The organism is Labilibaculum filiforme, from assembly GCF_002843315.1.
GTDB classification, from domain to species: Bacteria; Bacteroidota; Bacteroidia; order Bacteroidales; family Marinifilaceae; genus Labilibaculum; species Labilibaculum filiforme.
In genome coordinates this window covers 521067-534014 of record NZ_MVDD01000002.1, presented here as the reverse complement: position 1 = coordinate 534014, position 12948 = coordinate 521067, and the positions used below count along the sequence as shown (strand labels likewise).

Genomic DNA, 12948 nt, shown 5'->3' with positions numbered 1-12948 from the left:
ATCCGTATTAAAAAAAGAAAACATAAATTAGTAAAACGAAAATTGTACTAACATAAACAACAAAATAAAAATGAGTTACGATTTAATAGTAGTAGGAAGCGGTCCTGGTGGTTACGTAGCCGCCATTCGCGCTTCACAATTGGGTTTGAATGTTGCAGTTGTTGAACGAGCCGAATTGGGTGGAATTTGTTTGAACTGGGGTTGTATTCCTACCAAATCTTTGCTGAAGTCAGCTCAGGTTTTCGAATATATGAAGCATGCCGGAGATTATGGCTTAACTGTGGAAGGAGAGGTTAAACCTGATTTTGAAAAAGTAGTAGCACGTAGTCGTGGTGTTGCTGAAAAAATGAGTGGTGGTATTCAATACCTACTTAAAAAGAACAAAATTGAGGTAATTAATGGTTTTGGAAAATTAGTAGGTAACAAAACGGTGGAAGTAACTGCGGAAGATGGAAGTAAATCCAATCATGAAGCAAAACATATCATTTTGGCAACAGGAGCACGTTCCCGTGAATTGCCAAATCTTCCTCAGGATGGAAAAAATATTATTGGATACCGCAAAGCTTTAACTTTAGAGAAACTGCCTGAATCGATGATTGTAGTTGGTTCTGGAGCAATTGGGTCGGAGTTTGCTTACTTCTATTCTACCATGGGTACTAAGGTAACTTTGGTGGAGTTCCTGCCAGAAATTCTTCCTGTGGAAGACGAAGAGGTTTCGAAACAAATGGGACGTAGTTTCAAAAAGAATAAAATTAAAGTCATGACTAATTCTACTGTGGAATCGGTAGAAGGATCGGATGGCAATTTAAAAGTGAATATTAAAAATAAGAAGGGCGAAATTGAAGTGCACGAGTGCGAAATTGTACTTTCAGCAGTTGGAATTGCGCCGAATACCGAAAATATTGGTTTAGAGGAAGTAGGAGTGACTACTGAAAATGGTAGAGTTCTTGTTGATGATTACTTTAGAACAAATATCGAAGGTGTTTATGCAATTGGCGATATTATTAAAGGTCCTGCTTTGGCTCACGTTGCTTCGGCCGAAGGTATTTGCTGTGTAGAGAAAATTGCAGGAATGAAGGTGGAACCGATTGATTATACAAGCATTCCTGGATGTACTTATACCATTCCTGAAGTTGCTTCGATGGGGATGACAGAAAAAGCTGCCAAAGAAGCTGGATACGAGTTGAAAGTTGGTAAATTCCCTTTCTCAGCCTCGGGAAAAGCTAGTGCTGCTGGCGCAAACGAAGGATTTGTGAAGCTAATATTTGATGCGAAATACGGCGAATTACTTGGAGCTCATATGGTGGGTGCTAATGTAACCGAAATGATTGCAGAATTAGTTACTGCTCGTAAACTGGAAACTACAGGTCATGAGTTAATTAAGGCTATTCATCCACATCCAACCATGTCGGAAGCGATTATGGAAGCCGCAGCTGCTGCTTACGATGAGGTGATACATATTTAAAAGATTCGAAATTAATGCAAGATAAAAAGCCATCCTTCAGTTTGAAGGGTGGCTTTTCTCATGGAATTAGGCGTGTTTTTAGATCTGTTTTTTTAAGTTTGTAGGAAATATTCAAAAACAACAACCTACAAAAACTAAATCAGATGAAGAGATTTTTATTGGTTTCTATTTTAGCGTTGACATGTGGTACGATGTCAATAGCACAAAATAAGGGAGCCGTAGATGTGAAAATGTTGAATGATATTCGATCTACTTTCACATTGGATGCTTCAAGTCGTGCAATTCAGAATGCAATTACTAATTCGGAAAGTATTCGAGAATTGTCTTTGAATCATGAAAAAATTGGAAAAACAGATCATTTTTTCAAGTACAGAGTAGATGTAAAAGGAATTACGAATCAGGAAAGTTCAGGCAGATGCTGGATGTTTACTTCGATGAATACAATTCGACCTGATGTAATGAAGAAATTTAATTTAAATTCTTTTGATTTTTCTCATAACTATAACTATTTCTGGGATTTGTTCGAGAAATCGAATTTATTTCTTGAGAATGTGATGGCAACTGCAGATAGAAAAATGGATGACCGCGAGGTGGTACTTTATTTTAAAGGTCCGGTAGATGATGGTGGCGTTTGGAATTCTTTTTTTAATGTAGCTAAGAAATATGGTGTTGTTCCAACAGAGGTAATGCCAGAAACCGAAGCAAGTAATAAAACTCGCGAAATTACCAGCTTGATAAATGAGAAATTAAGAGGTGAAGGGTACAAGCTCCGAAATATGATTGCCAGAAAAGCTTCTGTAAAAGAGGTTCGTTTGGCAAAAGTGGAGGTCTTAAAGTCGATTTATCGCATGTTAGCTTTAAGCTTGGGCGAGCCTCCGGTAAATTTTACCTGGAGATTTAAGGACGTGGATGGAAAAATCAGCGAAAGCAAATTATACACTCCAAAAGAATTTTTGGCGGAAATAAATCCTGATTTTGCAAAAACAGAATTGGTGATGATTATGAATGATCCTACTCGTGATTACTATAAAGTATACGAAATTAAGAATTACAGAAATGTTTCGGAAGGTATTAACTGGACGTATTTAAATTTACCAAACGATCAGATTAAGCAGTTTGCAATGGCTTCCATAAAGAACAATGAAGCAATGTATGCATCTTGCGATGTTGGGAAACAACACAACAGAAAAGCGGGCGTAATGGATTTGAATACCTACGATTACGAATCGTTAATGGGGGTAGAATTTGATATGGATAAAAAAGCCAGAATTTTAACCCGACAATCAGGTTCTTCACATGCAATGGCACTAATAGGTGTTGATGTAGATGAAAATGAAAAGCCTGTGAAATGGGAGTTTGAAAACTCATGGGGAGCTACTTCTGGAAATAATGGATACATTACTTTTACAGATGAATGGTTTTCGGAATACATGTTTCGCGTGGTAATCAACAAAAACTATTTGGACGACAAAGCGAAGGCAGCGCTTAATACAAGTCCGATATTACTACCTGTTTGGGATTATATGTTCTAAATTTAAAAAATCGATAGAATAGAAAGGACCTCCATTTTGAGGTCCTTTTTTTTTTGAGATAATAGCTTGAATTATTTTTTTTACCACCTAAAAATCAGACTGCATTGGTATTATTGCACAATGGTTAAGTTTAATAAATGTGCAACTTTTTGTGCTTCCAATTTGGCTTCCAGTAAGTCTTTACATCTTTTAAAAGGAATTTTTCGATTGCGGTTTTTTAGAAATAAAACAACAAAACAATCCTCCATTTTTAAATTTGCCACTTTATTTTTTGTGGCATAAGAATCCCTTACTAGGATAGAGGAAATTCCTGCCACACGGTCGATGTTCTTTAAACTTCTCCACGACCCCGATTTAAATACTCCAAAGTAAGCGTAATAGAATTTATATTTTCCATGTGCTTTATCAAGGTAAATTCCTGAATAAGAAAAGGCCATAAACGATCCTATAAGAAGTAAGAGTAGGGTAAGAGGGAAAAAGAAGCAGTATATTCCTAATAGCATGATTATCCAACCGAGAATCGATCCGGCTTGTCCAAATAGTTTATCGAGTTTGTTATGAATCATCTTTTTACTTATTTAGTTTTTATGTAATTACTATAGAACCGAAATAAGTAAGGCTTTACCCTACTTTATTTTTAATCTTTCTTTATAGGGTAGCTTCAAGTTCCTTGAAAGTATTGCTTTGTAAGCATATTAATAAGTTTTTCTTATGGTAGTATAAAGTTTAATAATTCGAATCGTCGGATATTTGTATCAGATAATTAGAAATAAAACAGTAAAACTAAAAAATAAGAAATCATGAAAAATGTAAAAAGTAACGAAGCCGTAGCAGATTTAAATGCGAAAGAAAGAGAAATAGAGCAGTTACAAGTATTACTAGCCAACTATCAATTGTACTATCAGAATTTAAGAAATTTTCATTGGAATGTAGGGGGAAGTAACTTCTTTCAGTTGCACGACAAATTTGAAGAGTTATATAACGATGCAAGTGATAAGGTTGACGAAATTGCAGAGCGCATATTAACTTTGGATGGTCATCCTCTTGGGAATTTCTCCGATTACGTTGCAATTTCAAGCATACAGGAAGCCAACTCGAACTGCTCTGGTACCGAAATGGTGAATCAAGTTATTCAGTCGCACAATATCTTAATCGAAAAAGTAAAAGAGGTAATTGTGGAGGCAAATGAAAATGGAGACGAAGGAACTTTGGATATATTACCTGCCTATGTTTCTTATTTTGAAAAGCTAAACTGGATGTTTAAAGCTTATTTACGCTAAGAAAAATAAGCCTCCAATGAAAATTGGAGGCTTATTTTTTTATTCAAAATCCAAAACCATTGGTGAATTCATGTAGTTTTCCATATAATCATCCATTTTATTGGTGATTTTAGTACTGAAAATTATTCTTTGCGATTTTGGAAGATTATCAGAAAGGCGATTAATATCGGACACAATTTGTTCTTTAATAATTAAATCGGCATCGTCAATTGCTACCATTTTTAAATTGCTAAGATTAATTCCGCTAAACGAATACAATTCGTTAAATTTTCGGGCTGTTGCAATTACAATATCCGATCCTGCATATACCTTATCGCGAAGGGTGTGTAAATTTCCTGCATCGCCTTCGCTAAATATTCGTAGACTGGTATTGTGACTAAGTGCCAAAAATTGTTCTTTTAGTTGAATTGCTTTTTCTCTATCCGAAACAACAACAATAGCTCTTGGTACATCCTCAAATTCGGCTTTTAGTTGCTGAATTAAACTAATAATAATGGTATGTGTTTTCCCTGAATTGTCAGGAGCTTTAACAAATAAATCAACACCACTTTTTATTTTAGAGATGCAAGCTTTTTGAACTTCCGTTGGAGTTTCAAAACCATATTCTTCAATCGCTTCTAAAAGCTGTGGATCTAATTTTTTTAAAAACATCGGGGTATCGTATTTTTGTATTCTGTGCAAAATTACTAAATATCCCATCATTAGAAACTTTATGGCGATATTTGAAAGAAAGAGGCATGCTTGATGCCTCTTTTCTGTGTTTATAATTGTTTGGCAAGTTTCATTAGTTGGATAAATTCGCTTCGGTATCCTTCTTTGTCGTCTCCTTTCGATTCTTGTGCCAAATTAATCAGCATATCGTAAGAACAGTTTCCTTTAAATTTTGAATCTCGCAAAAGAAGTCCAAAGCCTGCAACAGCTGCAGAGAACTTGTAATTGTTCGATACTTTTTGTTGATGGAGACAAGTATTTGGAATTATTTTTTCGAGTAGTTGACTTTTTGTGCCTTCTGGTTTTTTGTATCGAAATTTTACCGTGGCAAATTCGTTGCTGTTCGTGGCAATAGTATTTAAATGGGTATTCTGATATTTTAAACCCTGATTTTTCTTGCTATTGTTCTCATTCAATTTCACTTCGTAAATTGCCGTTACACTATGGCCAGATCCCAATTCTCCGGCATCTTTTTTATCATCAGCAAAATCTTCGCTTGCCAACATTCTATTTTCATAACCAACCAATCGATATTCGGCTACAACAGCAGGATTGAATTCAATTTGTATTTTCACATCTTTGGCAATTGTAAATAAAGTACCGCCAAATTCGTTAACCAAAACTTTTTTTGCTTCCAAAATATTATCGATGTAGGCATAGTTTCCATTTCCTTTGTCAGCTATAATTTCCATTTTATTATCCTTGTAATTTCCCATTCCAAAACCTAAAACGGATATGAAAATTCCTTTTTCGCGTTCTTTTTCAATCAAACGTTCCATTTCTGCATTGCTCGATTGTCCAATATTAAAATCGCCATCGGTAGCCAAAATAATTCGATTATTCCCGCCATTAATAAAATTTTCACTGGCAACTTTATAAGCCAATTGCAAACCAGAAGCTCCGGCAGTAGATCCTCCTGCATTCAATCTTTCCAGTGCATTTAAAATGTCTTCTTTTCTTGATCCTGAAGTTGATGGAAGAACCAATCCAGAGTTTCCTGCATAAACAACTATGGCTACTCTATCGTCTTCGCGCAATTGATTGACTAATAATTTAAATGCTTTTTTTAGTAAAGGCAGTTTGTTCGAAGCATCCATCGATCCGGAAACATCCAACAAAAAAACCAGATTGGAGGCAGGTAAATTTTCATTCAGAACTTCTTTCCCTTGCAATCCGATATGAAGCAATTTATTTTCTGAATTCCAAGGACACTCAGCTAGCTCATGATTAATAGAAAATGGGTGTTCTCCCATAGGCTGTGCGTAATCGTAATTAAAATAGTTGATCATTTCCTCAATACGAACTGCATCAACTGGAGGTTTTTGGCCATCGGTTAAAAAACGACGAACATTACTGTACGATGCCGCATCTACATCAATCGAGAAAGTAGACAATGGACTTTTAACAGCACTCTTATACCCGTTTTCATGGATTGTAGAATAACCTTCCGTATTAAATTCTTCATTTATGGGATAAGAAATACATTCACTAAATTCCATTTCCATATCACAATCTTGTATTGAATAAACATTTTCTGCTTTGTCTTGTGAAGTTACAGGTTTGTTCTTCCTGTAAAGTGTTCTCTTTGTTTTTACGCCTGCTACACTGCCAGTTAAAGATGATTTTCTTTGTGTAGTATAACCAACTACTACGATTTCATCCAAACCAATTTTACTTGATTCAAGAACAATATCAATATTGTCTTGATTCGTTATTTTTACTTCTTGTGCAATCATACCTACGAAGGAATATACCAATACATCGCCTTTATCAGCTTCGATACTGTATTGTCCATTAAAATCAGTAATAACACCATTTACAGTTCCTTTAATAATGATACTTACACCTAGTATAGGCATTTTACTTTCATCAGAAACAGTTCCTGAAATGATGTTCGCGAATAAATTACAGCTAATAAGTATGCCTACAATGCTTAGAAATAATGCTTTTGTCTTCATGATTTATCTTTTTTAGTTCTTATTAATTTGTCTGTCTTTGCCTATAGGATGCAAGAGCAAAACAAATTCCATAAAAAATTTTCATCTTTTTTTCTTTTTAGTTAACTAGCAGAAGCAAACTCTTTGTTTATCAAGCAAATCTTCTGAATGTTTCAATCGAAAAAAAATCTAAAAAATAAGGATGATCAACACTTACTGTTGGATTATTTGGCGGATGGTAACCTGGAAACATTAGGAGAACTTTTTGGCCGATACATGCATTTGGTTTATGGTGTTGCTTTGAAATACCTAAAAGATAGGGAACAGGCAAAAGATGTGGTAACGCAGATTTTTGAGCGTTTGATCATTGAAATCCCTAAATTTGAGATAAAGAATTTTAAGAGCTGGTTGTTTGTAGTAACTAAGAATTTTTGCTTGATGGAAATTCGAAAAGAAAAGGCGACTAAAAATCGATTTGAAAAATATTCTGTAGAGCAAAATATGGAATCTGCAGAATTTGTGCATCCTATAGATGAGGACTTGAATTCGTCGATGCAAGAGAATTTAAAGCATTGTATCGAGCGATTAAAAAAAGAGCAAAAGGATTGCGTACAGCTGTTTTATTATCAGGAACAAGGATATAAAGAAATAGCTGAGGAATTAGAAATCGCAGAGAAAAAAGTGAAAAGCTACATTCAGAATGGGAAGCGTAACCTGAAAATTTGTTTGGAGCAATTGGAAAAAGAACATGAAGTTTAAAGGCAGATTGACATATCGAAACTTTTTAGACTACTTCGGCAACAAGCTGGAGAAGACGGAAAAGCACGCTTTTGAAAAACAGATGATGCAAGATGCTTTCGAGAGCGAGGCTTTCGATGGTTTGTCGAAATTGGATGTTGAGGATTTTAAAAAAGACATGACTGATTTGGATCATTTTCTTCAAGCTCGTACAAAAGAAAAGAAACGTAGAATACCAATTTGGTTTCCTTATGCGGCAAGTGTGATACTTCTACTTGGTTTGGGGTCGGTGCTTTACTATTTGAATCAATATTCTGTGCCGGATGAAATGATTGGTGACCAAATGGAAGAGTTAACACCGAAAATAGAAAGCCCTATTGCCGAACCCGAAATAGTAAATCAGGATACAGAATCTGTTGATATGATGGAAATGCTTGATGAGGATTTGGAAATGGAAATTTCTGATGCCGAAGCGGTCATGGAAGAGGAGTTGTTGGTTGTGAGTGAGGATAAAGAGGTGGAAGACGAAATTGTTCCTCTTGTAAAAAGTGAAGAAGTTGAAGAGATTGAATCGACTGTTTATTCCGTTATAGAAGAGGAAGATTCTGAAATAGCAACAGACTTATCTTCAAGAGATATGCTAGGAGCTCTCGATAAGAAGCTCGAGGGGGCGGAAGTTGAAAAAGTAAGAAGATTAAAATCTGCCAAAAAAGCCGTTGCAAATAATGCCTTACAAAGTTCACGGATAATATCAGGAAAAGTGGTGGATGAGGAGGATAAACCGATTCCTGGGGTTAGCATAGTGGTAAAGGGAACTGCAAATGGTGTAGTTAGCGATTTGGATGGACAATTTAAATTGAATGCATCGGATACGAATGAAGATTACAGATTGGTGGCTTCTTTTGTCGGTTTTGAGCCAAAAGAGGTAAATGCATTAGCCGACTCTTCTTTATTGGTTGTTCTTGAAATGAATCAAGATGAAATAAGTGAAGTAGTAGTTGTAGGCTACGGAACAAGTAAAACAGAGCGTGGAAATACACACTGGCATGAAGCCAAGCCAAATCAATTTGCCACTGTTTCTAAGTTTGAAGATTACCTTATCGAAAACTTAGAAAGTAAGAAGTTTAAACTCCTGCAAGGTATTCACAAAGTAAAATTTACTTTCGAAGTAGAAGCCAATGGTGCTTTAAGCGATATCAGGTTTAAAGGCAATCCTGATGCTGTTTTAGTAAAAGAAATTGAACGTTTGCTACTAGATTCAGGAGATTGGTATCCAGCCGAATCAGGAGGAAAAGCAGTAAGTTCAAAAGTGAAAATGATTCTGGAGTTGAATTTCGACTAGCGACTTGCAGACTTATTTTTTCCGATTGATCAGATAAACACCCAAAAGAATTAGCACCATACAGCTAATGTGCAGAACGTTTATTTTCTCTCCATCGAGTACTCCCCAGCAAATTGCAAATACAGGAATAATATAGGTTACCGATGAGGCATAAACAGCCGAAGCATAACGAATTAAACTATTCATTAGTAGCATTGCCAACGCAGTTCCAATAATTCCTAAAGTACATAGTGCTAAGAAATGAATGGGCCAGTTTGCTGATGCTAAAACAGGTTCGAAATCGGTTGTCGCCAAATAAATTAGTGCAGCAGGTCCGGTAAAAAAGAATGCCAATGAGGTAATTTGAACACCACTTAAGTGGGATAAGCGTGCTTTAACTACATTGATATTTATTCCATAAAAAACAGTGGCGAGTACAATAAGTAAGGCATAGCTATTGATTTTTCCGAAGGATAAATCTTGACCCGATGTAATTAGACCAATGGCTCCAAAAAATCCAAGTATCAAACCAGTTATTTGTAGCCACTTCATTTTAGTTTTGTAGAAAAGCATTCCAATAATTAAAGTAAATATCGGAGTCATGGAGTTTAGCATTCCCGCTAAAGCACTATCAATTTGAGTTTGTGCTTTGGTAAAGAGAAATGCTGGAATAAAACTTCCAATAAAACCGGCAATTAGCAGATTTACTAGGTCTTTTCGCTGTAGAAATTTTAAATTTTTAATGGAGTAGGGCAACAGAACTAAAGAGGCCGTAAGCATTCTGATACCAGCAGCTTGCTCACTGGTGAAACTTTTTAAACCAATTTTCATGAGAATAAAAGAACTGCCCCATACAAAGGCTAATAGTAAAAGGATAGAAAATTGAAACCAAGGCTTATTCCAGTTCATAATATTGTGTGTTTGAGCACCCGAAAGTAATTTATTTTTAGGTAAGAACAAACCCGCCGGAAAGGGAGAAAATTGTGTTTATTGCATCTTTAATTCATGCAAATGCCAATGTGCAAATAAAAATAGCCCCAAATCGTTTCTAATTTGGGGCTGTTTTAAAGTGGAGAGCTTACTCTATATAGTTTATCAAAGGTTTCTTATCTTCATTGATCACCCATTTCCCATCTTTTTTAATGTAAAAATAAGTAGACCAGTCTGGTTCTATTTCTATTGCCACCTCTTTTAGATTTTTAGTAAGAGCAATAGATATTTTTAGATCATCAGCATTTTTTGCCACAGAACCTGTCGATTGATCCGCAGAAGAGCTTGTAAATCCACAGGATGGAATGATTTATCCGCAGAACGAACGTTTTTAACACAGAGACGCGATATACTGCGAAGGAAGGATGTGGATGACCAATAAAGTATGTTTTTTTGTAAAAATAAACCCCCGATAGCAGTTTGTCGGGGGTTTGGGTGTAAAAAACAGATGCAGGTTTTGTGAGAAAACCAACAGTTAATCGTCGTTTATTTTTGTAAGATATTTAGCTTCTAAACTAATCTCACCTCTTTATTCTCTTATTTGCTAAAAGGTAACCCTTCCCAACCGATTATTTATTGCATTTAATTGTAATTTCTCCGCACTTGCGAGTAAAACTTCTTGGAATTAGTTCATTAGGAATGCTTTAATTCATCTACTGTCTGTTTTATTTTGTCGAGAGCAATGGCGAGTACCGATCTTGGGCATCCAATGTTAATGCGAAGATATCCTTCTCCTTCGGGGCCAAACTTGGTTCCTTCGTTTACTGCCAAACCTGCTTTATTAATTAATAAGCGATGCAGGTCTTCAGTCGAAATTCCAAGCGCCCGGTAATCCAACCAAAGTAAATAAGTGGCTCCGGGTTCAACCAATTTTATTCCCGGGATATGTTCCTTTAGATATTCTCTTAGAAAATCAACATTGCCTTTTAAGTAGATCATTAGCTGATCCAGCCATTCGGCTCCTTCCCCGTAACCGGCCTGCATAGCAACCTGTCCAAATAAATTTCCCAAATCTAAGTGCAAGGCCGATACCAATCTTTTGTATTTTTTCCGAAATACCGAATTTCGAATAATAATTAAGGAGCTCGATAAGCCTGCAACATTAAAAGTTTTCGAAGGAGCAATACAGGTAATGGTTCTTTGGTTTAAATCTTCGGATAAGGAAGCAAGCGGAATGTGTTTGTATCCTTCTAAAATTAAATCCTGATGAATTTCATCAGAAATAATAAAAAAATCGTAGGCTTTGGCAAGATCTCCAAGTTGAAGCAAGTCCTTTTTTGTCCATACTCTTCCAACCGGATTGTGAGGATTACACAGTATCAATGCTTTTATTCCATTTTTTGCCAATTCTTCGAGTTGCTTAAAATCCATTTCGTAGCCCGTTTCGGTTCTTATCAAAGGGTTGTAAACCAACTCTCGTTTGGTGTCATTTACCACCTGATAAAAAGGGTTGTAAACAGGAGGTTGAACCGCTATTTTGTCTCCTTTATTGGTTAAGCTCATTAGCAAAAGAGATAGGCCGGTAACTACTCCCGGACTAGTGGAGATCCACTTTTTACGAACCGACCAATTGTGTCTGGTTTTGAGCCAGTTTTGAATGTTCTCAATGCACTTGTCGCTGCGAAAAGAGTAGCCGTAAATTTCATGATTGGCTCTTTTAAGAATGGCATCCGAAATACATGGTGGAACTTTAAAATCCATATCGGCAACCCAAAGGGGAAGAAGATCGTCCTTGCCAAAGAATTTTCCCAGGGCATCGTATTTTATAGAGTCTGTATTTTTTCTTTCAATTATTTCATCAAAATTGTATTGCATAATTTCCTTTTAATTTATTGAGAAGTGAATTTATAAAAAAGGCTCAAGTAAAAAAAGGATTTTGAAAACGAGTGCGAAATGGGAAGCTATAGCCGTTCGCGCTTTGGTCTTATTTCTTCGGAGAAAACCGAAAAGGGAAAACGGAATAATGCTTTGCTTTTATGGTAATTTACTGCCCGATTCTGCAATAATTTCAACCATGCCAGAACCATACACACCTAATTCCCAATAATGTCTATTGATACATCCCGAAGGACAATCGCCCCAGCCGTAACTATAAATTAGGTGAATAAAATCGGACGAATAATCCATAATTTCAATTTGCGAACCATCGCCTATGCACGAGCTAGCTTTGGCGTTAAGAATAAAAGCCATGCTTTTTAGCTCCGAGGCCAGCGCCAACTGATTGATGCCAATTTCGGATTGGTATTTGTATTGGTTATTTCCGATGGAATCAAGACTAATACTGTATTTGTAAATGTAATTATCCAAGGCTTTGTAGTCGGAATAACCATTCCGATACCACGAGTTAATAGGTGTATTTATAGTATCGGAAAGCAGTATTCCTTGGTGCAACTGCAGCCTGCAAAGAGCATGAATTTGATAGTTCCTGATTTCCTGAGTAGCTGGTAACAGCGAATCTAAAAACACCATTTGAAGCGCCGACACAAAGGGTGCTACATGCGATTCATTAATTTCGATATCGTTTAATTCTTGAGTCTCCTCATTTAAATACAAGTTTAAGCAAAGCAACCTGGCATCGTCTAAAAGAATCTGAAAAGTAGAGTCCGACACTCTTGAATCTTGAATAATATTGGTAGGAAAGTTGATCGTAGCGTCACCATCGCATGCTGCTAAGAAGATGCTAGCCAAAAAGGAAGAAAGAATAAAAAGATAGTTTTTCATTCTGTTGGATTTTGGAATAGGTGCGTAATTACCAATAGGTGTTGTGATGCAATAGCTTATCTAAGATACAACGAAATCGGAACAATTTTGTTGCTTTTAAAACCAAAAAAACTTGGGAAATAGTTCATTTAAATTATTTAGAATCATTCTTGATGAACAAGTATTTTTTAGGGATGGAAATAGATAATATTTCGGAACATTTTTGATTGAAATACAGTAGAATCTTATACTTTTGATAGCCAAATAAAAAAAA

12 protein-coding genes are annotated in these 12948 nt (G+C 35.9%); 5 read left to right on the top strand and 7 right to left on the bottom strand.

Features of this window, described 5'->3' with window-relative positions:
- The first annotated feature begins 70 nt into the window (after positions 1-70).
- The gene (lpdA, locus tag BZG02_RS04810) at positions 71-1465 is read left to right on the top strand and encodes a dihydrolipoyl dehydrogenase (protein ID WP_101260255.1); all 1395 of its coding nucleotides are present in this window, start codon (positions 71-73) and stop codon (positions 1463-1465) included.
- A 143-nt stretch (positions 1466-1608) separates the two neighbouring features.
- Positions 1609-2997, top strand: a complete 1389-nt coding sequence (locus BZG02_RS04805; protein ID WP_101260254.1) for a C1 family peptidase — start codon at positions 1609-1611, stop codon at positions 2995-2997.
- A gap of 110 nt (positions 2998-3107) precedes the next feature.
- On the opposite strand, the gene BZG02_RS04800 is transcribed toward BZG02_RS04805, so the two are convergent.
- Complete coding sequence (locus BZG02_RS04800) at positions 3108-3563, bottom strand: hypothetical protein (RefSeq protein WP_101260253.1); 456 nt, start codon at positions 3561-3563, stop codon at positions 3108-3110.
- A 234-nt stretch (positions 3564-3797) separates the two neighbouring features.
- On the opposite strand from BZG02_RS04800, the gene BZG02_RS04795 reads away from it, so the two are divergent.
- A complete protein-coding gene (locus BZG02_RS04795) occupies positions 3798-4277 on the top strand; it encodes a Dps family protein (RefSeq protein WP_101260252.1) in 480 nt (159 codons plus the stop codon).
- 39 nt (positions 4278-4316) lie between these two features.
- On the opposite strand, the gene BZG02_RS04790 is transcribed toward BZG02_RS04795, so the two are convergent.
- Both BZG02_RS04790 and BZG02_RS04785 read right to left on the bottom strand, forming a co-directional pair.
- Positions 4317-4928, bottom strand: a complete 612-nt coding sequence (locus BZG02_RS04790; protein ID WP_180335635.1) for a DEAD/DEAH box helicase — start codon at positions 4926-4928, stop codon at positions 4317-4319.
- Positions 4929-5038: 110 nt separating this feature from the next.
- Positions 5039-6946: a vWA domain-containing protein gene (locus tag BZG02_RS04785; protein WP_101260250.1), complete on the bottom strand. Its 1908-nt coding sequence runs from the start codon at positions 6944-6946 to the stop codon at positions 5039-5041.
- 147 nt (positions 6947-7093) lie between these two features.
- Between BZG02_RS04785 and BZG02_RS04780 the strand changes: the two genes are divergently transcribed.
- Together BZG02_RS04780 and BZG02_RS04775 are read left to right on the top strand one after the other, a co-directional pair.
- Entirely contained in the window at positions 7094-7684 is a 591-nt protein-coding gene (locus tag BZG02_RS04780) for an RNA polymerase sigma factor (protein ID WP_101260249.1), read from the top strand.
- Complete coding sequence (locus tag BZG02_RS04775; protein WP_101260248.1) at positions 7674-9005, top strand: energy transducer TonB; 1332 nt, start codon at positions 7674-7676, stop codon at positions 9003-9005. Before BZG02_RS04780 ends, BZG02_RS04775 begins: the two co-directional genes overlap by 11 nt.
- 12 nt (positions 9006-9017) lie before the next feature.
- Here BZG02_RS04775 and BZG02_RS04770 read toward each other — a convergent pair whose 3' ends face one another.
- The 4 genes from BZG02_RS04770 to BZG02_RS04760 all read right to left on the bottom strand — a co-directional run bounded on the left by BZG02_RS04770 (position 9018) and on the right by BZG02_RS04760 (position 12695).
- Complete coding sequence (locus BZG02_RS04770; RefSeq protein ID WP_101260247.1) at positions 9018-9893, bottom strand: DMT family transporter; 876 nt, start codon at positions 9891-9893, stop codon at positions 9018-9020.
- 169 nt (positions 9894-10062) lie between these two features.
- On the bottom strand, positions 10063-10230 hold the full coding sequence (locus BZG02_RS20755; RefSeq protein ID WP_180335634.1) for a hypothetical protein: 168 nt from the start codon (positions 10228-10230) through the stop codon (positions 10063-10065).
- 377 nt (positions 10231-10607) lie between these two features.
- On the bottom strand, positions 10608-11789 hold the full coding sequence (locus BZG02_RS04765; RefSeq protein ID WP_218972140.1) for a MalY/PatB family protein: 1182 nt from the start codon (positions 11787-11789) through the stop codon (positions 10608-10610).
- 159 nt (positions 11790-11948) lie between these two features.
- Positions 11949-12695, bottom strand: coding sequence for a hypothetical protein (locus BZG02_RS04760; protein WP_101260245.1), 747 nt, complete (start codon positions 12693-12695; stop codon positions 11949-11951).
- Positions 12696-12948: the final 253 nt, after the last annotated feature.